The organism is Paraburkholderia acidiphila (genome assembly GCF_009789655.1).
GTDB lineage: Bacteria > Pseudomonadota > Gammaproteobacteria > Burkholderiales > Burkholderiaceae > Paraburkholderia > Paraburkholderia acidiphila.
Map to the genome: position 1 here is coordinate 2,111,259 of NZ_CP046910.1, position 22,017 is coordinate 2,133,275.

Genomic DNA, 22,017 nt, shown 5'->3' on the forward strand with positions numbered 1-22,017 from the left:
GCTTTCGACATGCTTTCCACGCGCGTCTCTTATGCAAGGTGATTCAAGAACGTCTTCGGAAACGCCGTAAACGCGGCACATGGCACTCACTTCGTACACGCATGAGTTAGTCAGACAAATGCGGGCGATGAAATCGTTTTCCGGGGATAGAACTTGAATCGCAGTCAAACATGGTCGCGTACGGCAGCGCCGGGCGAGATCATTTATTCGGAAGGCTTTGCAGGCGAGCGGCTGATCTTTGTGATCGCCGACGGCAAGGTCGAAATCTCCACCCGCTGCGACGACAAGAAAGTCGTGATGGCCACACTGGGCCGCGGCGAATTTTTTGGCGAGACCGCGCTGCTTGGCGCGGAACCGCGACCGAACACGGCGAAGGCGCTCAGCTTTTGCCAACTGACCGTCGTGCCGGCAAACCTCATCGAAGAAGAACTCGAACGCGTCACGCCGATGCTGCGCCATGTGGTGCGTACGCTCACGCGGCGCGTCAAGGCGAAAGACGATCTGCTCGCCACGTACACCCATGCCGACTTCATGCCGGGCGTGCTTTCGTACGCGCACGTGCTCGCGCTCATTGCAGGCGCGAGCGAGCGCGCCGATAGCGCCGATACGTGGTCGCGGCATGGCGCGAGTGGCGCCGAAGTGAGCGTGCCGCTCGCCGACGTGGTGCAGAAATGCCGCGCGGTGGCCGGTCATTCGCGCCCGCACGTGATGGCCATGCTTCGCCGCATGGAAAAGCTCAATCTCGTCGCGATGCAAAGCGGGCAGGCTACCCACCTCGCCAATAGCGCGGCAGCGGCGGAAGGCGCGTTGGGCCGCCAGGTGGTGACGTTCGACCCCGTGCGCATCGTGGATCGTGCGGCGCAAGTGGCCGACAGCGATCTCGACGTGTCGATCAACAGCGAACTCGAGCTGATCGAGCTCGCCGATCTCGAAGCGCTGATCGGCGTGGAGCGCAAGGTCATTCTCAACAAGCTCTCGCACGCCGAAATCGCCGACGAGGTCTTCGCGTTTCGCAAGTCGAAGGTGCTCAACTTCGTCGAGCAAAAGGGCGTGGCGTATTTCTCGAAGCGCGCGGGCCGTGGGTCGGGCGACCTCAAGTCGCTCGACGACCTGTTGTTCGTCGATCAGCGCACGCTGTTCGAAGCCGTGAGTGCGCTCGATACCTACGATCTCGCGAAACTGCTCGCCTCGATCGAGGATCAGGCCGTATCGGAGCGGCTGCTTTCGGTGATGGCGGACGCGCGCAAGAACGAGGTGTCGTGGGTCATGCGGCGCGACATCAAGATCGATCCCGTGGAAGTCGAGGACATCGAGCAGCGCTTGCTCGAAGCGGTGCGTGCACTCAAGTCGCCCGGCGCTCGCCAGGCGAACAGCTGATTTCGGGGACCCGCATGGATCTGCTTACCCTGATCGGTATTGCCGTTGGCGTGCTCGCCGTGGTCGCGGGCTTCTCGCTCGAAGGCGGCCATTTCGTCACGCTGTTGCAGCCCGAGGCGCTTGCCATCGTACTGGGCGGCACGCTCGGCGCCGTGATGATCCAGAACACGTGGGCGCGCTTTTTCGACGCTGTGAAGCATTTGCGCATGGCTTTCGTGAAAGCGCCGCGCGTTGACGAAGCGAGCCTCGCCGCCGTGCTGGAGTGGGGCGATCAAGCGAAGCTCAACGGCCTGCTCGCGTTCGAGTCGATGGATCTGCAAGGCATTCATCCGTTCGCTCGGCGCGGGCTGGAGCTGCTTGCAAGCGGTGTGTCGACCGCCGTGCTCGAAGATGCGCTTCATCGCGAACTCGAAGCCTGCGGGCGCACGCATATGGCGGCGGCACGCGTGTGGCAGCAGGCGGGCGGCTATGCACCCACGTTCGGCATTCTCGGCTCGGTGCTCGGCCTCATTCAGGTCACGGGGCATCTGATCGAGCCCGCGGAACTCGGGCCGGGCATCGCGGTGGCTTTCGTCGCCACGCTTTACGGCCTGGCCTTCGCGAACCTCGTTTTTCTGCCGCTGTACGGCAAGATGCGCGCGCATATCGAAAGCGACCTGCGCTTGCGCAAGCTCTATCTGGATGGCCTGCTCGCCATTTCCCGCAAGGAGTCGCCCCATACGATCGCCACGCGCCTTGCCGGCGAGGTGAGCGGCAACGCGAGCAGCGGCAAGTCTGGCGGCTTGCAGGACCCGGCGAGCGTGTGGGCGCTCGACACGACACGCGTGAGCTGATCCGTAACCCGGCCACCCTGCGCACACATGCATTCCGATAAAGATCTGCCACTCACGGCGCAATTCGATCGCGACGAGGACGAAGGCGCCGAATCGAGTACCGGCCGCTGGCTCATTTCCTACGCAGACCTGATCACGACACTGATGGTGCTGTTCCTCGCGCTTTACGCGATGCAGCTGGCAAAACATAAGGAATCCGAAATACGATCGGCAGCGCAACTGCCGAGCGTGACGGCAGCGGTGGAGAAAGCGCCCGCCATCGACGACGCGCTGCTCGCCTCGCTCGAAACGCTGCGCCAGCGCGGCGAGATCACGATCGTGCCTGCGGCGCGCGGCGTGGAGATCGGCATCAACGCGAAGATCCTGTTCAACGCGGGCGACGCCACGCTGCTGCCCGAATCGCTAGGCGTGCTGGGCCGTATTGCCCAAGTGCTGCGCACGGCGCCGGCGGGCAATATCCTCGTGGAAGGGCACACCGACAGCACGCCGATTTCGAATGCGAAATTCGAGTCGAACTGGGAGCTCTCTTCGGCACGCGCGGGCGCGGTGGTGCGCTATCTCGTGGAGCGCGGCATCGAACCTCACCGGCTCGCCGCGATTGGCCGCGCGGACAACTTCCCGCTCGTGGCAGGCAACGACCCCGCGAGCCGCGCGCTGAACCGGCGCGTGACGTTGATCGTGCAGCGCTGAAACCGGCGCTCTCCGCGCATCGAACAAGAAAAGGGCGCGTCAGACCTGCATGGACGGCACATCCTTCATGCAGCGCAAGGCGAACATCGACCGGCTGTGGCGAATGCTCGAGATGCGATAGAGCTTTTCGCGCAGGAAACGCTCGTAGCCGGCGGTGCCATCCACCGCCACCTTGATCCAGTAGTCGTACTCGCCGGAGACGAGATAGGCCTCCAGCACTTCGGGCAGCGCCGCGAGTTCGGCGCCGAAGCGCGCGAGCGCGTCGTCCTCGTGGCGGTCGAGCGTCACCTCCAGAATCACGATGTCGGCAAAGCCCAGCTTTTGCTGGTTCACGAGCGCGACATAGCCGTCGATATAGCCGTCGGCTTCGAGTTGGCGCGTGCGATTCCAGCATGCGGTCGTGGACATGCCCACCTGCTCGGCCAGTTCGGCGTTCGACAGCCGGGCGTTCTTTTGCAGGGCGCTGAGGATCTTGCGATCCTGATTGTCGAGCGTTTTGGACGCGCGTTCACGAGGGCTCATAGCGAAAAAGAATCTTGTACAGGTAGGTGCGATTTTACCGGAAGAAGGTTCCTGATATCGACCGTTTCTACCTGAAAACAGGAAGCCTAATCCGGCTATTCGCCGGTATATTTTCCACATGCCTTCTTGCCTGGCACGACCCACGCGGCCACCTCCCCGCGTTGGGGAGCGCCGCCGCAGCCACAAGCCGCGGTGGTCCGTCAGGGCCTTCCGTTGCACCCTGCGGCGGCTACCGGGCGTTGCGCGCGTACACCACGCAGCCAGCCATGTCCGGTCAGGCAGATGGCATTTGAAAACCGCGCTTTCGCGCGGTTTTTTGTTGCCCATTTTCGATACCCCCGAGCGCCGTCCGTCACAACGTCTTAGCCAGCACGCCCAGCAATGTCGATCCAGCTGTATCTCTCTTTTCTTGCCGCCGCGCTCGTACTCGTCTACACCCCCGGTCCCGTCAACGTGCTCACCATGAGCCAGGCACTTCATGCCGGATGGCGCCGCGCGCTCCCCTGCGTCTGGGGCGGCACGCTCGCGGTGCTGCTCCAGCTCGCGCTGACGGCGCTTTGCCTCAACTCGCTGCTGCTCATTAGTGAGCATTCACTTACGCTGCTGCGCTGGCTGGGTGCGGCCTACCTTGTCTGGCTGGGCTGCAAGCAGTGGCGCAGCCGCTCGCTTGCGGGCACGGATGCGCCTGCCGAGGCCACCGACAGCGCGAGCCATCGCGATTTGTTTTGGCGCGGATTTGCGACGTCGGGGCTCAACCCCAAGACCTTGCTGTTCTTCCCGTCGTTCTTCCCGCAGTTCATGAGCGCCGACGCGCCTTGGAGCACCAACCGTCAGTATTTGCTGCTGGCCGCGACGTTCGCGTTGCTGTTCGCGGGCGGCGTGGCTTCGATGGCGCTGTTCTCGCACCGGCTGCGCCATGTACTGCAGCGGCCCAAGCGCCTGCGCGCCGTGAATCGCCTGATGGGCAGTCTGCTCGTGGGGATGGGGGCGATGATGGCCGGCTTGCGCTGAGCGCGCAGGCGGAGAATGGCTCGCGTGGTGGTCTGCGCGAGCGCCGTTGGCGCGGCTGCGCTTAAGGCGTGCTGCCGGTTGTCGATGGCGCCGTCGCTGACGGGGTTGCCGTCCCTGCTCCGGCGCTTTGACCATCGGCGCTTGCCGAAGCCGAAGCGAGCGTTTGCGCAGCCGCAGTGCTACCCGACGCTGCAACAGGCGCGGACGCCGTCGCATTGTGAGTGGTCACACTCGCCGCGAGCCCCGCAGCTTGCGGGCTTGCCGAGACCGACAGCGGCACGCCCATGATCTCGGCCGCGGCCGCCGTGGCGTGGTCGACCGGAGCGGAGGCGCCTGGAGCCGAAGCGGCGGGGGCGGGCGTCGCCACAGCAGGCGCAGAAGCTGCCGCAGGCGCGGCCGGAGGCGCCGTCACTACCGGCGTAGCTGGCAGCGTGTTGCCATGCAACACCGCCGCACCGGTTGCCGCAGCCGCTGCCGCAGCGGCCGGCGCTGCCGACCCCACCGTGGTCGCGGCGGGCGCCGCGCTTGCCGTGACCGGCTCGACGGGCGGCGGCAGCGGCGTAATCTTGATCGCGCCGTTGGCCGGCACAGGCTCGCTGCGCGCCGCTGCGTTCAGATACTGCCCCACCAGCTCGAAGAAGCGCGTGTAAAACGGGCCAGACTGGATCGTCTCGCTCGAAATCTTCACCATCTCGTCGCTGTTCGAGCGAATAGGCAGCGAAACCGACCCCAGAATCGAGAGCCCCACGCTCGCCGAGGTATCGCTCTTCTTGAGCGCGTAGCCGTTCTGCACGGCGTTCACGTACACCATGCTCGTATTGCTCGCGTCGCCCGGCGTGCAGACCACGTGCACCTCCACGACGATGTGCTGATCCATCGTCGGCTGGAAGTTCTTGGTGGCGTCGACGGTGTCGTTGCGCGTCATCGTCGTCATGTAGCCCTGGCTCAGCAGCGCGCGGCGCGACGATTCGCAGGCGTCGGCGCTCGCGTAGTTGAAGCTGCGCGAGAACTGGCTGGGTGCCGTGCTCAGCAACTGATCTTCCTGGAACTTGGGCTTGGGCGACGAGCACGCGCCGAGCGCAGCGGCCAGCGTCACCGCGATTGCGGCGAGGGCGGCGCTGCGAAGCGGGACGGGCAAACGAGGCAAAACTTTCGAAAAACGGGACATGTTCGGGGCAAACAGGGCGGCAATGCGGCATTGCATCGGACGGGATGCATTGTAGTTCGGTTCCGCTGCGCACGACCGAACGCTCGTTTTTTCGAAGCATTTCGAAAGCAGAACGAAGGCGTTTCGAAGCTTACATTCCGTATGACGAAAAAAAACGGGCTTCCGCCCAACGCGAAAGCCCGTGTCAACCCGGCGCCCGGGGCAGCGAGCGGAGAAGAGAACTCGCTGGCGTGCGCCGCAGCCGGGTACCGCCGGCTGTTCCAGTGCGCAATGCGCGAAATCATGGGAGCCACACTTGCCGCCGCGCCCGCAACGCGGTGTTAGTGTGGGCTCACTTCAAAGCTCTAGCTTCGTCGGCTTACTTCGTGCCGACCGTCGTGAGCGGCTGCCACTTGCCGTTCACGACCTTGTAGACCGTCACGCCGCCGTACTTGAGGTCGCCGTACTGATCGTAGGCCAGTTCGTTCGTGGTCACGCCCTTCATGTTGGTCGTCTTGAGCGAGGCGAGATAGATGTGCGGATCGGTCGAGTTCGCCTTCTTCATGGCGGCGAACACGGCGCGAGTGCCGTCGTACGCGTACGGCGAATACAGTTCGACCGGCTTGTTGAAGCGCTTCGTGTAGTTTTCGACATAAACCTTGCCGCCCGGCATCTGGTCGAGCGGGCTGCCGCCCGACGAAGCGAGCGCGCCTTCCGCCGCCGGACCGGCGATCTTGACGAGTTCGTCCGAGTGCATCATGTCTGGGCCAATCAGCGTGGCCTTGATCGCGAGCGACTTCATCTGCTTGAGCATCGGCGCGGCCTGGGTGTCGGCGCCGCCGTAGAAGATCGCGTCGGCGTCCGCCGACTTGATGTGCGTGAGGATCGAGCGGAAGTCCACGGCCTTGTCGTTCGTGAACTCCTGCGCGACCACCGTGCCGCCCGCCGCCTTCACGGCCTTGGCGAATTCTTCTGCCACGCCTTGGCCGTAGGCTGTGCGGTCGTCGATCACGGCGAAACGCTTGAACTTCAGATCCTTCACGACGTACTCGCCGAGCACGCTGCCTTGCTGCGCGTCGGACGTCACGAGGCGGAACGTGGTGGGCAGGCCCTGACGCGTATAGGTGGGCGCGGTGGCCGTGGCGATTTCGGGAATGCCGGCCTTCGCGTAGATCGGCGCGGCGGGAATGCTGGTGCCCGAATTGAAGTGGCCGATCACGGCGGCAACGCCGTCGTCCACGAGCTTTTGCGCGACGGTCGTGCCGGTGCGCGGGTCGGCCTGGTCGTCGTAGGCGTCGAGCACGAAGCGCACCGGTTTGCCGCCGATGGTCGGGTTCGTGGCGTTCTCGTCGTCGATCGCCATTTGCACGCCGCTGCGGAAATCCGCGCCGTAATGGGCCTGACCCCCCGTGAGCGGAGCGGCGAAGCCGATCTTGACGTCGGTGGCCTGGGCGAGCGCGCCCGCGCTCCACAGGGCCGCCACGGCGGCAAGAACGACGGGCAGGCGCAGTTGCATGTTTCGGTTGCTTGGGTTCATCCTGGTTCTCTCCTCAGCGGTCTACGTTTTTCATGGGCGCAAGCGGGCCCGCACCGCGTTCGGAGCGCGCGGCGTGCCTTTTTACGCAGGGGTGAAGCGAAAGAAACCGGCCGCCAGATCGCGGTTTGCCGATCGAAAACGTTGCGCACGCAACGGCCTCGGGCCGACCCGGTGGATACGCTAAAATTGCTTGATTTTCAGATGCTTACAGAAACCTATACAGTCTCCATAGAAGGACACGGCACAGTGGGAATGGCTGGCGGATCCGTATTGCCAGTCTAAATATCCAGAAGATATTGGATTGTATCCAATTCTGGCGGGCAAAAATATTGACGACAACACTTTTTCGTCGGATGGCGTTCGTCCGTCCGGCGCCCACGAGCTCATGACGACAGTGCAGGCCAAGGAAGACCAGCGATCGCTGCCCCAGACGATCCGCGACCAGCTGCGCGACGAGATCCTGCGCGGCGTGCTGCCGCCCGGTGCGCAGCTGCGCCAGGAAAGTCTTGCGGAGCGCTTCGGCGCGAGCCGCATTCCCGTGCGCGAGGCACTGCGTCAGCTCGAGGCCGAAGGGCTCGTGAGCTACCAGCTCAATCGCGGCGCGGTGGTGATCGCCATGTCCACGCAGGAGATCTGCGAGCTGCTCGACATTCGCGCGGCGCTGGAGACCTATGCGGCGAAGCTGGCGGTGCCGAACATGGTGGCCGGCGACATCGACGTGATGAAGCGCATTCTCGCGGCGTACGACGCCGCTTCGTCACCCGCGGAGTGGGCCGAATGCAACCGCCAGTTCCATCTCGCGCTGTGCGCGCCCGCGAACAACACACGTCTGCGCAAGATGATCGAGGAGTACTGCCTGAGTACGACGAATCGATATCCGCATCTGCGCATGTCGCTCGATACGGAAAAGAACGAGGTGCAAAGCGATCACTACGCGATCGTCGATGCTTGCAAGCGGCGCGATGTCAATGAAGTGGTGGCGCTGATCGAGCGGCATATTCTCGATACCAAGCGCGAGGTGATGGCCGCCGCGCGGCTGGCGGGGCTGGATAGCTGAGCGGTTCTTTTCGCTGCAGTGGATACAAAACGGCGAGCGTCCCGTAAGGGACGCTCGCCGTTTTGTTTGAAACAAGCAGCGCGAGACGTAAAGCGCGCTTCGCTTACACCGCCATTTCCGGCGGCGCTTGCCGGAAGCAGCGCGTGATCCAGCCGAGGTACGCGAGGCCAAGCACGAACCAGATGATGCCGAGCACGATCGCGGTCTTTTCGAGGCTGCACAGCAGCCAGATATCGGTCACGGCGCCGATCAGCGGGAACACCAGACCGCCGAGGAACCCGAAGCCACGCGTGCCTGCCGCGCCGCTGAAGTACTGGCGGATCACGCACAGGTTCACCGAAGTGAACGCGAGGAACGCACCGAAGTTGATGAACGAGGTGGACGTGGCCACATCGAGCTTCAGCGCGATCAAGCCCACGACACCGGCAATCGCGATGTTGATCGCAGGCGTGCGGAAACGCGGGTGAATGTAGCCGAAAATCGACTTCGGCAGCACTTCATCGCGGCCCATTGCATAGAGCAAACGTCCCACGCTGGCCTGTGCCGAGATGCCCGAGGCGAACTGCGCGAGAATCAGGCCCGCGAGGAAAATCGTCACGAAGATATCGCCGCCCACCTTGCGTGCGATTTCGAATGCGGCCGAATCGGGGTCCTTGAACACGGCGCCCGGATGCGCGAGTTGCAGCGTGTACGCGGCGATCACGAAGATCGCGCCGCCCACCAGCGCGATCAGTACGATGGCGCGCGGAATGGTCTTTTCGGGCTCGATGGTTTCTTCGGTGAGCGTGGAAACGGCGTCGAAGCCGAGGTACGAATACGCGGCAATCGCAGCGCCCGCCATCGTGGCCGAAAGCGGCACGTGCGGCTGGAAGAACGGCTGCGCGGCGATGAGTCCGCCCGGGCCCGCGGCCGCAGAGGCGTAGTGCACACACAGGACTACGAACATTGCCGTAATGCCGAGCTGCACGATCATCAGCACGATGTTAAAGCGCGCCGCGAGTTCGATGCCGATGATGTTCAGCGCGCTCGTGAACACGATGAATGCGACGATCCAGATCCACGTGGGCACGCTCGGGAACGCAGCGCCCAGATAAGCCGCGCCGATCAACCAGATCACCATCGGCAGGAAGAAGTAATCGAGCAGCGTGGCCCAGCCGATCATGAAGCCCAGGTGCGCATTGAAGCTCTTGCGCGTGTACGTATAGGCCGAACCCGCCACAGGGAACAGGCGCGCGAGCTTGCCGTAGCTGAGCGCCGTGAACACGATCGCGATGAGCGCGATGAGATACGCGAGGGCGGCGGTATCCTGGCTCGCACCGGCGAGCACGCCATAAGTGCCGTAGACGATCAGCGGCGCCATGTAGGCGAGGCCGAACAGAAGCACGGACGGCAGGCCGAGCGTGCGCTTCAGGTGAGGGACGTGAGTGCCGCGTTCTTGCGACGGCGAGGCAGGCTTCATGATGCAGTTGTCTCCTGGATGCTGCGGTTCTGGCAGGCGTGGGCGCGCCTGGCAAGCCACGAGAAGCGGCTTGCCGGATCGCTTGTTGCCGGGTTTTGCTGCTTGGCGCCTTTAACGCGTGCGCGGGCGGATATTGAGCGAGCGGCGGCCTTGCGCGTCGTTTTCGTCCACGAGATTGAGCGCAATGCGTGCGTCGTGCAGATAGCTGTAGTGCTCGCGGCTTTGCGCGAGGAGCGCGCGATCTACCTTCGCGTGCAGCACCGCGTCTTCGTCCTTCAACTCGCACAGCACATCGCCGAACGGGCTGATGAGCGCCGTTTCGCCGGGGAACGTGAGGTTATCGTCGCCGTCGCCGGTGCGGTTCACGAGCGCCGCGAACATCTGGTTCTCCATGGCGCGCGCGACGATCGCGCGGCGATGCACGGGGCCGAATGGATCCATGTTGCCGTTCGTGACGACGAGCATTTCCGCGCCGAGCGAAGCCACGGCGCGTGCCGTTTCGGGGAACTCGATGTCGTAGCAGATCAGGAGACCAACGGTCGTGCCCTTGAATTCGCATACCTCGTAGCGGTCGCCGGGCGTAAACACGCCGACGTCCGAGGCCCACAGGTGCGTCTTGCGGTAACGCAACGCGATGTCGCCGCGTTCGTCGATCAGCACGGTGGTGTTGTAGAAACGATCGCCTTCGCGCTCGGAGAGGCCCACGGCGACGCCGATATTGGCGGCACGCGCGGCGTCGCGCACTCTGGAGAGCGAGGGGCCTTCGAGCGTTTCGGCCAGGTCGCGCACGTTTTCTCGCGTGGGAAAGCCCGTGAGCGTGGCTTCGGGAAAGACGATGAGATCGCTGCCTTCGCGGCGCTTGCCAATCGCGTCGAGCACGCGGGCAAGGTTGGGAGCGACTGCGCCGTCCACGACCGGGATCTGCGCGAGTTCGAGTTGCATGCCTTGTCTCCTTCCTTTATGTATTACGTAAAGCACCGCGTGGGCGTCAGGAGCGGCTATTATCTCCACGTTATTTTTGTCGAGGAATTACCCTGCAGGGGTACCCCTGATCGGAGAGGCCATGGAACTGGACTGGCAGGACCGCGCGTTCCATCACCATATCGCGACGCTGATCGACGCCCTCGACGGCCCCGACTTCTGGACCCGCATGACGCGCGTCATCGAGCGCTTCGTGGCGTTCGACAACTGGGTTGCGCTCGTCTTCCGGCGCGATCGCGCGCCGCTCGTGTGCGCCGAGTCGCCCATGCCCGACGGCACCGTGGACCTCTTGTTCCGCGCGTATCTGGAGGGGATGTACCTGCTCGATCCGTTCTATCTGAACGCGAGCGAGAAGCCGCGCGCGGGGCTTGTCACGCTCGCCGAAGTCGCGCCCGATAATTTCCGCATGACGGACTATTACCAGCGCTACTTCAAGAGCAACATCATCGGCGACGAAGTGCAGTTCAACTTGCCGCTCGACGAAGCCCACACGCTGATTTTCTCGCTGGGCGCAAAGCACCATTACACGGAGCGCGATATTGCATTGTTCGCGATGTTCGCGCCGTGGGTGGTCGCGCTCATGAAGCAGCGGCTCGCGTATGAGACGTTTGCCGAGGGCGTTGCGGAGGCGGTCGCGTCTGACTCGGTTGAAGCCGAAAGCGCGGCGCAGCAGGGGCAATTGAGCGAGGCGGGCTTCGCCAGCCGCATCGAAGCGGTCACGCAGCAAAGCGGCCGCGTGCCGCTCACCGCGCGCGAGATTGAAGTGGTGCGGTTGAGCCTGAGCGGCTTTTCCACGCGTGCGATTTCGGAGCGGCTCGAAATCTCGTTCGAGACGGTGCGCGCGCACAAGAAGCATATTTACGCGAAGCTTGGCGTGAGTTCGCAGTCGGAACTGTTCGCGCTCTTCTACGAGCCGCTTGGACGCGCGGGCGCGTGAGCGCCGCGCGCCGTTAGCGGTGCGCGTTAGAACTCGACGAGCGCGAAGTCTTCCTTGCCCACGTCGCATAGCGGGCAGCGCCAGTCGTCGGGCACGTCGGCCCAGCGGGTGCCGGGAGCGAGGCCGTCGTCGGGGGCGCCTGCCGCTTCGTCGTACACCCAGCCGCAGATCACGCAGACCCATTGCTTGAGGCCGTCGTCGGCGCCGGCAGCGGCCGTTGAGGCGCTTGCAGGGGCTTCGGGCGTGTCGCTTTCGCGCGGCGTGTCGAGCGCGACCACGAGCGGCGCAGCGGTGCTTTCGCGCGCAGCGAGTCTGGTTTGCAGCGTGGCGAGCAGCGCGGCGGCTTCGTCGGCGGTGAGGTCGATCCAGTACGGGTCGCCTGCGCCATCATTCAGGCGTTCGGGGGAGAACTGGATTTCGAGGGCGACGCCTTTCTTGTACATAAGCGAAAACGGTTGGCTCAATGCCCCGGACGCGCTGCGGTCACAGGAAGTAGCGGAACAGCAGCGAGGCCGCGATGCCGCCAGCCGCGATCAGCGCGAGCATTTGCAGGAGCGTGATGGACTTGCTGGACTTGGCGTTCGAAGCGGCGGGACGGGTGGTGGTGTTCATAGGGTGAAATTGCGGCGGCGTGGGTTGTATTCGCGATTGCGCCCCTTAATTTCGCCATGCTTTGCATGACGACGGCGGAGCGCGGCGGGGGAGTTTCGCACGATTTCGTGTCGACAGGGGCATTTGCGCGGCGACTGCGCGCACGCGCCGCAGATTTCGCCCCCGGCAACCTGGCCGCACAGCGGTAGGGATTATCGCCGCTAACGCGGGCCGGATTCCTGAGCGTCCGGAGATGGATTATTTCGTGTGCGTTGAGAGATGGCGCTCAGGCATGCAGCCAGCGTTGCTCGACATACGAAAAGAGCCAGCTGACCGGCACCGCGCAGGCCATGCCGATGCCCACCTGTGCCACGCGAAAGAGCGCGACGTCCCACACCGGCCCGTTCATGGGCACGAGGAGCACGATGGTGGTGGTGATTGCGCCGAGCCGCGCGGCGGTGCTCACACTCAGGCACCAGCAACCGATGATCACCACGCTCACCGCAACGAGGTAGGCCGCGAGATTCTCCGGGAGGAACGCCGCTGTCGCGAGGCCCACCACGCCGCCCGCAATCGCGCCGATGAACTGGTCGCGCGACTGCGCGAGCGTATCGGCGTAATCGTGCTGGGTGACGGCAATCGCCGTGATCGCGGCCCAGAATGCCTGCTCGGTGTGGAGCGCGCGGCCGATGCTGTATGCAAGCCCCGCCGCGCACACGGCGCGCAGTGCCATGAGCGTGCCCTGCACGGCGCGGCTCTTGAGCGGCAGGCGCTTGAGCGCGCTCAGCGCCGATTGCTGGAGCGAAGTGAGGTACGCGTAGAGGTTGTCTTGTGGGTCGTGCATCGCGCGTAATGGATCGTAAGGAGAACGTGAGGCCGGGCGGGCGCGCTGCCAAGCATATCAAGCTGTGTTCGCCGTGTGCGGATCGTCGGGCAGGCAGTGCATGCGCAGCGGCTTCGCCGCGTGGCGCAGGTCGCGCTCGACGGCGCTTCGTGCGCCTTGCGCGTCGCGGCGTTTGAGCCGGCGCATCAGGCCTTCATGGGCAGCGTTGAGCGTGTGTGCAAAGTCGGGCTCGTCGAACAGCAGGTTCGAGATCGGCCCCACTCGTAGCCACACCGTTTCGATCAGATCCACGAGCAGCGGCGAGCCGCTCGCGCGATAGAGCATGAGATGGAAGTCTTCGTTGACGTCGAGATAGCGCGCGCGCTTGTTCTTCTCCAGCGCCTCGGCCATCCGCGCGCATAGGGCGTCGAGCTGCGCGATTTCGCTGGCGGCGAGGCGCGTGGCGGCGAGAAACGCCGCTTCGCCTTCGAGCATTACGCGTACATTGAGCACGTCGTCGAACTGTGCGCGCGTGAGCTGCGGCACCACGACGCCGCGGTTAGGCAGGTTCACGAGTGCAGACTCGCCTGCCAGGCGCACGAGCGCCGCGCGCACCGGCATTTCGCTCACGCCCAGTTGATCGGCGAGCGTGTGGATGCGCAAACGCTCGCCTGGAACGAAGCGCCCGAGGCTCAGCCAGCGGCGCAGCGTGGCGTAGGTTTCGTCCTGCAGCGATTGATGCGCGCGCGTTTTCATCGTTCGGCCAGTTCGCTTAGTTCGTTCAAGCAGGCTTCGAATGCGGTGAGCAGGCTCTCGACGTCGGCCTCGGTCGTATCCGGGCACACGAGCATCATGTTGTGGAACGGCGTAATGAGCACGCCGCGATTGAGCAGATAAAGATGCAGCAGATGTTCGAGTTCGTCATCCATCGCGGCGCGCGCCTCGCTGCCGTTACGCGGCGGCGTGGTGCAGAACTGGAACTCGGTGCGTGCGCCCACGCGCGTCACACACCACGGCAATGCATGGCGCGCGATCGTCGCAGCGAGGCCATCGGCGAGGCGCTCGGCCAACGCGAACATGTGCGCGTAAGCGGCATCGGTCATCACTCCGCTGAGCGTCGCACGCATTGCGCTCATCGAAAGCGCGTTCGCCGTGAGCGTCGTGCCGATGCCGGAATGGCCCGGCGGCGCATCCAGTTTCGCCTGCTGTGCACGCGCGGCGAATTCGGCGGAAAAGCCGTAAACAGCGCACGGCACGCCGCCGCCCACCGGCTTGCCGAGCACGAAGAGGTCCGGCTCGATGCCGTGCTCACGTGCGTAGCCGCGCGGCCCGCTGCTGATCGTATGCGTTTCGTCGATCAACAGCAGCGTGCCGTGGCGCTTCATGAGCGCCTGCGCCTCGCGCCAGAAGCCCGGTTCGGGCAGCACCATGCCCACGTTCGTCATGGCGGGCTCGGCGAGTACGCAGGCTACATCGTTGCCGGCGAGTGCGCCCGCGAGCGCTTCCAGATCGTTGAACTCGACCACGCGCGTGCTTGGCAGCAGGTCATGAACCTGGCCGAGCAGGCTTGCGCGCTGCGTGGGCCGCCCATCGACGAGATCGACGAACACATCGTCCACGGTGCCGTGATAGCAGCCGTTGAACACGAGTATCGTGCGCCGTCCCGTGGCCGCGCGCGCCCAGCGAACAGCGAAGCGGTTGGCGTCGCTCGCCGTCATTGCGAACTGCCAGACGGGCAGGCCGAAGCGCCGCGCGAGCGCTTCGCCCACGGCCACAGCGTCTTCGCCGGGCAGCATCGTCGTGAAGCCGCGCTGTGCCTGGGCCGCGAGCGCGCGCGCCACGGGTTGTGGCGCATGGCCGAACATCGCGCCCGTATCTCCCAGGCAAAAGTCGGCGTAGCGATGGCCGTCCACGTCGGTGAAGATCGCGCCGCGCGCGGCATCCACGTACAGCGAGAAGGGCGTGGACCAATCGTTCATCCAGTGCAGCGGCACACCGAACAGCAGATGTTGCGCGGCTTGCGCGGACAATGCCTGCGACTTCGGCCGCGCGGCGACGAAAGCTTCGCGTTCGCGGGCGAGGATGCGCTGCGCACGGTCCCAGTTCACCCCTTGGCGGCTCTGCATGCATGTCTCCTTGAGATTTGATCAAATCTTCGCATGAGCAAACAGGGAAGTAAATTTGATCGAATTTCCGGAGACACAAAAAAAGCGCGATGCCTTGCAGCATCGCGCCTTGCTACAGCCCAGGGAAAACCGGGCGTTACTTCCTGTCGATCGAGATCCGTCCCGGACCCGTTACCGCGAGTGCGAGCAAGCCGCCGGCGATGCTGATGTTCTTGTAGAAGTTGATCATGTTCATCATTTGGTCTGCGCCGGTCATGGTCCAGAAGTGATGGCCGATGAACGCCGTCGCAACGGTGTAGATCGCAAGCAGCACGGCGAGCGGCCGCGTGTAGAAGCCCACGAGCAGCAGAATGCCAACCGCGAACTCCATGACCACGGCGATGACGGCCGACAGCATCGGCACGGGCGCGCCCACGTGCGCCATGTAGTCGACGGTGCCCGAAAAGCCGGTGATCTTGGACCAGCCGAACAGGATGAACAGGGAAGTCAGCAGCACTCGCGAGACCAGTAGCACGACGTCGTTGCCCGGCCCGAACAGGTTGTATCGCATGGTTTTCTCCGAAGAAGTTTTAAGCAGTTCACTACGTATCAGTTCGCGCTTCGCCGGACGGCGGCCCGCTTTCGCTTTCAGTAAGCGGGCCGCCGCGTGCCGGTGTGCGCCAGCATAACCTCAGACGCCGCGCCGAAGTTAAGACCAGAGCTCCGACACTTCGATATTACGCAGATCGAACACCAGGACCTCTGCATCGTGTCCGTCGCTGAAGCTCAACTCGCGCTCGGAGCGGATGCGTGCGCCGTCGCCTTCCCCGAGTTCCACGCCGTTCAGCTTCACGCTGCCGCGCGCCACATGAACGTAGGCGTAGCGCTCGGCACCCACTTCGACCTTCGCCGTTTCCGCGCCGTCGAGGCGTCCGGCATAGACGCGTGCGTCCTGGCGCAGCTGCAGCGAGTCTTCGGCGCCGTCCGGCGAGAGGATCAGGCGGAACTTGCCGCGCTTTTCCTCATCGGCGATGTTCTTTTGCTGGTAGCGCGGCTGCGCGCCCTTCACGTTCGGTGCAATCCAGATCTGCAGGAAGTGCACCCCTTCCTCGGCCGAGTGGTTGAACTCGCTGTGCGCGACGCCGGTGCCGGCGCTCATCAACTGCACGTCGCCGGGGACGATCACCGAGCCGGTGCCCATCGAGTCCTTGTGCTCGAGCGCGCCTTCCAGCACGTACGAGAAGATTTCCATGTCGCGGTGCGGATGCTTGCCGAAGCCGCGCGCCGGGGCCACGCGGTCGTCGTTGATCACGAGCAGGTCCGAAAAGCCCACTTGCTTCGGATCGTAGTAGTTGGCAAACGAAAACGTGTGACGCGAGCTGAGCCAGCCATGTTCACCGCGGCCGCGTTGGTCTGCCTTGCGAACTTCGATCATTTTCGTCTCTCCGTGTGAATCGTTTCGATTCAGTGTTGGTTGCGCTGGAAAGAATTTTAGGTCAATCAAATCGAATCGAATCGCCGTAAAATACGACTCACTGTCACATTGAAGTGGACAATAGAGATGCAACTCGACGACATGCGGATCTTCGTGAACACCGTGGATGCCGGCAATTTCACGGCGGCGGCCAACCGGCTTCGGCTTTCGAAGCAGTTTGTGAGCCGCCGCGTGGCGGCGCTGGAGGCCGATCTGGGCGCGCGCTTGCTCGTGCGCAACACGCGCAGGCTGGCGGTCACGGAACTCGGCAAGGACTTCTATGAGCGCGCGAAACGCATCCTTGCCGACGTGTCCGAAGCCGAGCAGGCCATGTCGGACCGGCGCAGCGAGCCGCGCGGCCTCCTGAAAGTGAGCGCGCCGATGTCGTTCGGCATGGCGCACCTGTCGCCGCTCGTCGCCGAATTTCTGCGCGAACATCCGGACGTGCGCTTCGACATGGACTTAAGCGACCGCAACGTCGACGTGATCGGCGAGGGTTTCGATATGGCGTTGCGCATTGGCCGGCTGGCGGATTCCACGCTGGTCGCGCAAAAACTGATCGACGTGCGCATGATCGCCTGCTGCAGCCCCGGCTACCGGCGCCGCCGCCGCGCGCCGCAAACGCCCGCCGATCTCGCGCAGCACGCCTGCCTGCCCTATGGGCAGCAGGGCCGCGCGCCGTGGGAGTTCATCGTCGATGGCGTGCGCACGCCTTTCGAGGTGCAGGGGCCGCTGCGCGCGAACAACGGCGAAGTGCTCCGCGACGCGGCCATTGCCGGGCTCGGCATCTGCTATCTGCCGGACTTCATCGTGGCGGGATCGGTGGATGCGGGGCTGCTGGTCGAGGTGCTCGAGCCGTTCATGCCGCCGCCCAACGCGCTGCATGCGCTGTATCCGCAGCATCGTGAAGCTTCCGTGACGATCCGCGCGTTCACGCAATATCTGCGCGAGCGGCTCGCGGCGCGTGCGGCAACCGCGCGCGGCGGGGCGCTTTGACGCAGCAAGCCTGTGGCCCTTGCAGAATGGCCGTTGCGCCTGCATCTAACGGGTGAAGTCTCGGGACGCACCACGAAAGGGCGGGCATGTGAGGCGCATTGTCGCAGTTTCGTTGTATGCTCACCGCCCCGAGGGTTGCTCGGGCCGCGCGATGCGGGCGCGGAACCCCATGCTGTCGGCCTTTGACGGCCGCTATGGGGTCCGATAGGCAGGGTTAATACCCGCGATCAAAGCAACCAATTTTTCAAACGGACGCGGTTCCCGTAACCTTCGTTCATACCTTTTCCCAACCCAGACCGAGGAAACAACGCATGTCTCTCATCAACACGCAAGTCAAGCCGTTCCAGGCAACCGCATACCACAACGGTAAGTTCGTTCCGGTCTCTGAAGAAAACCTCAAGGGCAAGTGGTCGGTTGTCGTGTTCTACCCCGCCGACTTCACTTTCGTGTGCCCGACCGAACTCGGCGACCTGGCTGACCAGTACGCAGAATTCCAGAAGCTGGGCGTTGAAATCTACGGTGTGTCGACCGACACGCACTTCACGCACAAGGCATGGCACGACACGTCGGACACGATCGCCAAGATCAAGTACCCGCTGGTCGGCGACCCGACGGGCGCAATCACGCGCAACTTCGACGTCATGATCGAAGAAGAAGGCCTGGCACTGCGTGGCACGTTCGTGATCAACCCGGAAGGCGAGATCAAGCTGTGCGAAATCCACGACAACGGCATCGGCCGTGACGCCAAGGAACTGCTGCGCAAGGTGCAAGCCGCTCAGTACGTGGCATCGCACCCGGGTGAAGTTTGCCCCGCCAAGTGGACGCCGGGCGCTGAAACGCTCAAGCCGTCGCTCGACCTCGTCGGCAAGATCTAAGCGTCGCTGTTCACATGCGATCGCCCTGATCGCATGACGCCCAAGTCTCACTAGCTGTATCCCCGGGCTGCGCCCCACGCGGCTGCGGCCCGGGAGCTCTGTTCGCCTCGTCACGCCATAAGCGGAACGGCGAAATTGCCAGGCAATACTTAGAATTCCCCCGCTTCTTCTCTAGCCGGAAAAAACGCCATGCTCGACGCCAACATCAAAGATCAACTCAAAAGCTACCTCGAAAAAGTCACGCAGTCGATCGAGATCGTTGCGTACCTGGACGACGGCGAGAAGGCGCAAGAACTGCAGCAACTGCTGCAGGACATCGCATCGCTCTCGGAGCGCATCTCCTACGAAGAACGCCGTGGCGCCGCTGCTGGCGACGCGCGTACCCCTTCGTTCGACATCAAGCGCGCGAACTCCGACGTGAAAGTCACGTTCGCGGGCATTCCGATGGGCCACGAATTCACGTCGCTCGTGCTGGCACTGCTCCAGGTGGGCGGCCACCCGGTCAAGCTCGAGAACGACACGATCGAGCAGGTGAAGGCGCTCGACGGCGTGTTCTCGTTCGAAGTCTATATGTCGCTGTCGTGCCAGAACTGCCCGGAAGTCGTGCAGTCGATCAACGCGATGGCTACGCTCAACCCAAACGTGCAGATCGTCACCATCGACGGCGCGCTGTATCAGGATGAAGTCGAGAAGCGCCAGATCATGGCCGTGCCGACCATCTACCTGAACGGCGAAGTGTTCGGCCAGGGCCGCATGGGTGTGGAAGAGATTCTCGCGAAGCTCGACACCGGCGCCTCGTCGCGTGCGGCCGAGAAGCTGAACCAGAAGGATGTGTTCGACATGCTGATCGTCGGCGGCGGTCCTGCTGGCGCGGCGGCTGCGATCTACGCGGCGCGCAAGGGCATTCGCACCGGCGTGCTCGCCGAGCGCTTCGGCGGCCAGGTGCTCGACACGATGTCGATCGAGAACTTCGTCTCGGTCACGGAAACGGAAGGGCCCAAGTTCGCTACGGCGCTTGAGCAGCACGTGCGCGCCTATGACGTCGACATCATGAATCTGCAGCGCGCAGAAGCGCTCGTGCCCACGGGCAACGGCTTCGAAGTGCGCACGCAAAGCGGCGCGACGCTGCGCGCGAAGAGCGTGGTGCTCGCAACCGGTGCGCGCTGGCGCAACGTGGACGTGCCGGGCGAGCAGCAGTACAAGAACAAGGGCGTGGCTTACTGCCCGCACTGCGACGGCCCGCTCTTCAAGGGCAAGCGCGTGGCGGTGATTGGCGGCGGCAACTCGGGTGTGGAAGCGGCGATCGATCTGGCCGGTATCGTCAGCCATGTCACGCTGCTCGAATTCGGCGCGCAACTGCGTGCGGACGAAGTGCTGCAACGCAAGCTGCGCAGCCTGCCGAACGTCACGGTGCACGTGAACGCGCAAACCACGGAGATTTCCGGCGACGGCCAGAAGGTCACGGGTCTCGCGTATCTCGAACGCACGTCGGGCGAGAAGCATCATCTCGAACTCGAAGGCGTGTTCGTGCAGATCGGCCTCGTGCCGAACACCGAATTCCTGAAGGGCACGGTGGCGCTGTCGAAGCACGGCGAGATCGAAGTGGACGCGAAGGGCCAAACGTCGGTGCCGGGCGTGTTCGCCGCGGGCGACGTGACGACCGTGCCGTTCAAGCAGATCGTGATCGCCGTGGGCGAAGGCGCCAAGGCATCGCTCGGCGCGTTCGACTACCTGATCCGCTCGTCGGTCGAGCAGGAAGAAGACGCGAAGGCAGCGCCCGTAGTTGCCTAAGTCGTCGCCTAAGCAAAGATTTAAAGCAGTCTCTCTTTACGCCGGCTTACGCCGGCGTTTTTTTTATGCCTTCGCGAAATGAGAGAGGGTTCAGTCTTGCACGAGCGGGCTGCCATACGCGAAGTTGGCCGCCGGTTCGGCATGCTTTTGGCGATGCGCGTTGCGCAACGGCTTGAGCACGAATACCGCGAGCAGAGCGGAGACCGCCGCCATGCCCGAAGCAAGCATGAACACCGCATGCCAGCTGCCGGTTGCCGCGGTGATCACGCTCGTGAACGGCACAAGCAATGCGGCGGTGCCCTTCGCGGTGTACAGCAGGCCCGCGTTGGTCGCGGCGAACTTCGGTCCGAAGGTGTCACCGCAGGTGGCGGGAAAGAGGCTGTAGATCTCGCCCCACGCGAAGAACACGATGCCGGTGAGCACGACGAACGCCATCGGCGTGTGACCGTATTGCGAGAGCAGCACGATGCCGACCGCCTCGATGCCGAACGCGACGAACATCGTGTTCTCGCGGCCAATGCGGTCCGATACCCAGCCGAAGAAGGGCCGCGTGAGACCATTGAGCACGCGGTCGATGGTGAGCGCGAACGTGAGCGCGGGCAGCGTGAGGCCGAGCAGCGAAACGGGCGAGTCGTGCAGGCCGAAGTCCTTCGCGATCGGGCCGAGCTGCGCGGTCGCCATCAGGCCGCCGGCGGCCATCATCACGAACATGGCGTACATCACCCAGAAGATGGGCGACGCAATCACCTCGCGCGGACTTGCGTTGTAGACGGCGCTCGCACTCTGAGCGACGTGCTTCGCCGCTTGTCCAATGGCGCGTTTCGCTGCGGCGACGCCGTGCGAGGCGGGCGCGCTCAGCGCGAAACCCAGCACGAGCACGACGATCCCTTGCCCCAGACCGAACCAGAGGAACGTGGACTCATATCCGCTGCTCTTGATCATGTTGGCGATAGGCACGACGGTCGCCGCCGACCCCGCACCGAAGCCCGCCGCGGTAATGCCGGCCGCAAGCCCGCGCCGGGTCGGAAACCACTTGAGCGCGTTGCCGACGCAGGTGCCGTAGACGGCGCCCGCACCGAGCCCGCCGATTGCCGCCGCGATATAGAGCACCGGCAGCGACGCGGCCACCGAGTTGAGCACCCAGGCAACGGCGCACAACAGCCCGCCGCCCACGACCACGGGACGCGGCCCGTACTTGTCGACGAGCCAGCCTTCCACGGGTACGAGCCAGGTTTCGGTGACGACGAAGATCGTGAACGCGACCTGGATCGCGGCGCGCCCCCAGTGGTACTTCTCGTTGATCGGATTGACGAACAACGTCCAGCCGTACTGCATGTTGGCGATCATCGCCATGCAGATCACGCCTAACACGAGTTGCGTCCACGGCGACGCGAATCGCGACGCCCCTCCTTGCCGATGCTCCATGTGTGTCTCCGGTTTCTTCGAATGAACGGCCTTCTGCGATGGGCGTTTTCTGCCCGGATCGCGCTTGGCCAATCCTGTCGTTTAGCTGACAGTCGTTTACACAATATGTAATATATCAACGAAGTCAAGCGGAAGACATCTCAGGGCTTCCACTAGCCCTGAGCATTGATGAGTATGGTTTTTGAAAGCTTTCGACCGATGCTGCCCGCGTCAGAAAAAAAGCCCGCCGGCTAGGCCAGGCGGGCTGAGGCACGCGCGAGATAGCGGAAATCGCGGCATGTGATGTCGTTATAGGTGAAAGCTGTTAGTAATGTAAGGAGATTTGTTTCGAAAACCTTTCATGGAGTTTGGGTGAAAGGTTGGCCGCCGCGTTTGTACGGGAGTTG

Annotated in this window: 22 protein-coding genes; 9 read left to right on the plus strand and 13 right to left on the minus strand. The window is 63.9% G+C overall.

Annotated elements, in window-relative coordinates:
• Positions 1-153 precede the first annotated feature (153 nt).
• From FAZ97_RS23905 to FAZ97_RS23915, 3 genes are read left to right on the plus strand one after another with little or no spacing between them, the layout of a single operon-like run.
• Positions 154-1,377: a cyclic nucleotide-binding domain-containing protein gene (locus tag FAZ97_RS23905; RefSeq protein WP_158760855.1), complete on the plus strand. Its 1,224-nt coding sequence runs from the start codon at positions 154-156 to the stop codon at positions 1,375-1,377.
• 14 nt (positions 1,378-1,391) lie between these two features.
• Positions 1,392-2,210, plus strand: a complete 819-nt coding sequence (locus tag FAZ97_RS23910) for a flagellar motor protein (RefSeq protein WP_158760856.1) — start codon at positions 1,392-1,394, stop codon at positions 2,208-2,210.
• A gap of 27 nt (positions 2,211-2,237) precedes the next feature.
• Positions 2,238-2,900, plus strand: a complete 663-nt coding sequence (locus FAZ97_RS23915; protein ID WP_158760857.1) for an OmpA/MotB family protein — start codon at positions 2,238-2,240, stop codon at positions 2,898-2,900.
• 39 nt (positions 2,901-2,939) lie between these two features.
• Here FAZ97_RS23915 and FAZ97_RS23920 read toward each other — a convergent pair whose 3' ends face one another.
• Entirely contained in the window at positions 2,940-3,422 is a 483-nt protein-coding gene (locus FAZ97_RS23920; RefSeq protein ID WP_158760858.1) for an Lrp/AsnC family transcriptional regulator, read from the minus strand.
• Between the two features lie 381 nt (positions 3,423-3,803).
• Between FAZ97_RS23920 and FAZ97_RS23925 the strand changes: the two genes are divergently transcribed.
• On the plus strand, positions 3,804-4,433 hold the full coding sequence (locus tag FAZ97_RS23925; RefSeq protein WP_158760859.1) for a LysE family translocator: 630 nt from the start codon (positions 3,804-3,806) through the stop codon (positions 4,431-4,433).
• A 61-nt stretch (positions 4,434-4,494) separates the two neighbouring features.
• On the opposite strand, the gene FAZ97_RS23930 is transcribed toward FAZ97_RS23925, so the two are convergent.
• Together FAZ97_RS23930 and FAZ97_RS23935 are read right to left on the minus strand one after the other, a co-directional pair.
• Positions 4,495-5,571, minus strand: coding sequence for a DUF2242 domain-containing protein (locus FAZ97_RS23930; protein WP_233271755.1), 1,077 nt, complete (start codon positions 5,569-5,571; stop codon positions 4,495-4,497).
• Between the two features lie 388 nt (positions 5,572-5,959).
• Complete coding sequence (locus tag FAZ97_RS23935; protein WP_158761062.1) at positions 5,960-7,096, minus strand: branched-chain amino acid ABC transporter substrate-binding protein; 1,137 nt, start codon at positions 7,094-7,096, stop codon at positions 5,960-5,962.
• Between the two features lie 406 nt (positions 7,097-7,502).
• Between FAZ97_RS23935 and FAZ97_RS23940 the strand changes: the two genes are divergently transcribed.
• Positions 7,503-8,174, plus strand: a complete 672-nt coding sequence (locus tag FAZ97_RS23940; RefSeq protein WP_158760861.1) for a GntR family transcriptional regulator — start codon at positions 7,503-7,505, stop codon at positions 8,172-8,174.
• Between the two features lie 103 nt (positions 8,175-8,277).
• Here FAZ97_RS23940 and FAZ97_RS23945 read toward each other — a convergent pair whose 3' ends face one another.
• Positions 8,278-9,633, minus strand: coding sequence for an APC family permease (locus FAZ97_RS23945; RefSeq protein ID WP_158760862.1), 1,356 nt, complete (start codon positions 9,631-9,633; stop codon positions 8,278-8,280).
• A 111-nt stretch (positions 9,634-9,744) separates the two neighbouring features.
• Positions 9,745-10,575: a carbon-nitrogen hydrolase family protein gene (locus FAZ97_RS23950; protein WP_158760863.1), complete on the minus strand. Its 831-nt coding sequence runs from the start codon at positions 10,573-10,575 to the stop codon at positions 9,745-9,747.
• A gap of 121 nt (positions 10,576-10,696) precedes the next feature.
• On the opposite strand from FAZ97_RS23950, the gene FAZ97_RS23955 reads away from it, so the two are divergent.
• The gene (locus FAZ97_RS23955) at positions 10,697-11,551 is read left to right on the plus strand and encodes a helix-turn-helix transcriptional regulator (RefSeq protein WP_158760864.1); all 855 of its coding nucleotides are present in this window, start codon (positions 10,697-10,699) and stop codon (positions 11,549-11,551) included.
• Positions 11,552-11,577: 26 nt separating this feature from the next.
• Here FAZ97_RS23955 and FAZ97_RS35715 read toward each other — a convergent pair whose 3' ends face one another.
• The 7 genes from FAZ97_RS35715 to FAZ97_RS23985 all read right to left on the minus strand — a co-directional run bounded on the left by FAZ97_RS35715 (position 11,578) and on the right by FAZ97_RS23985 (position 16,505).
• Positions 11,578-11,994 carry a rubredoxin gene (locus tag FAZ97_RS35715; RefSeq protein ID WP_158760865.1) on the minus strand — a complete coding sequence of 139 codons (417 nt, stop codon included), beginning with the start codon at positions 11,992-11,994 and terminating at the stop codon, positions 11,578-11,580.
• A 40-nt stretch (positions 11,995-12,034) separates the two neighbouring features.
• Positions 12,035-12,163 (minus strand): hypothetical protein, encoded by a 129-nt coding sequence (locus FAZ97_RS35630; protein WP_266227690.1) that lies wholly within the window; start codon positions 12,161-12,163, stop codon positions 12,035-12,037.
• A 265-nt stretch (positions 12,164-12,428) separates the two neighbouring features.
• On the minus strand, positions 12,429-12,986 hold the full coding sequence (locus FAZ97_RS23965) for an FUSC family protein (RefSeq protein ID WP_158760866.1): 558 nt from the start codon (positions 12,984-12,986) through the stop codon (positions 12,429-12,431).
• 57 nt (positions 12,987-13,043) lie between these two features.
• The gene (locus FAZ97_RS23970) at positions 13,044-13,721 is read right to left on the minus strand and encodes a GntR family transcriptional regulator (RefSeq protein WP_158760867.1); all 678 of its coding nucleotides are present in this window, start codon (positions 13,719-13,721) and stop codon (positions 13,044-13,046) included.
• Positions 13,718-15,091 (minus strand): aspartate aminotransferase family protein, encoded by a 1,374-nt coding sequence (locus FAZ97_RS23975; RefSeq protein ID WP_158760868.1) that lies wholly within the window; start codon positions 15,089-15,091, stop codon positions 13,718-13,720. Before FAZ97_RS23975 ends, FAZ97_RS23970 begins: the two co-directional genes overlap by 4 nt.
• Before the next feature lie 136 nt (positions 15,092-15,227).
• Entirely contained in the window at positions 15,228-15,641 is a 414-nt protein-coding gene (locus FAZ97_RS23980; RefSeq protein WP_158760869.1) for a DoxX family protein, read from the minus strand.
• A 138-nt stretch (positions 15,642-15,779) separates the two neighbouring features.
• On the minus strand, positions 15,780-16,505 hold the full coding sequence (locus FAZ97_RS23985; protein ID WP_158760870.1) for a pirin family protein: 726 nt from the start codon (positions 16,503-16,505) through the stop codon (positions 15,780-15,782).
• 126 nt (positions 16,506-16,631) lie between these two features.
• Between FAZ97_RS23985 and FAZ97_RS23990 the strand changes: the two genes are divergently transcribed.
• From FAZ97_RS23990 to ahpF, 3 genes are all read left to right on the plus strand, one after another.
• Positions 16,632-17,540, plus strand: a complete 909-nt coding sequence (locus FAZ97_RS23990) for a LysR family transcriptional regulator (protein ID WP_158760871.1) — start codon at positions 16,632-16,634, stop codon at positions 17,538-17,540.
• Positions 17,541-17,851: 311 nt separating this feature from the next.
• The gene (ahpC, locus tag FAZ97_RS23995; RefSeq protein ID WP_158760872.1) at positions 17,852-18,415 is read left to right on the plus strand and encodes an alkyl hydroperoxide reductase subunit C; all 564 of its coding nucleotides are present in this window, start codon (positions 17,852-17,854) and stop codon (positions 18,413-18,415) included.
• A 189-nt stretch (positions 18,416-18,604) separates the two neighbouring features.
• Positions 18,605-20,206 carry an alkyl hydroperoxide reductase subunit F gene (gene ahpF, locus FAZ97_RS24000; protein WP_158760873.1) on the plus strand — a complete coding sequence of 534 codons (1,602 nt, stop codon included), beginning with the start codon at positions 18,605-18,607 and terminating at the stop codon, positions 20,204-20,206.
• A gap of 90 nt (positions 20,207-20,296) precedes the next feature.
• On the opposite strand, the gene oxlT is transcribed toward ahpF, so the two are convergent.
• The gene (gene oxlT, locus FAZ97_RS24005) at positions 20,297-21,631 is read right to left on the minus strand and encodes an oxalate/formate MFS antiporter (protein WP_158760874.1); all 1,335 of its coding nucleotides are present in this window, start codon (positions 21,629-21,631) and stop codon (positions 20,297-20,299) included.
• Between the last annotated feature and the right edge of the window lie 386 nt (positions 21,632-22,017).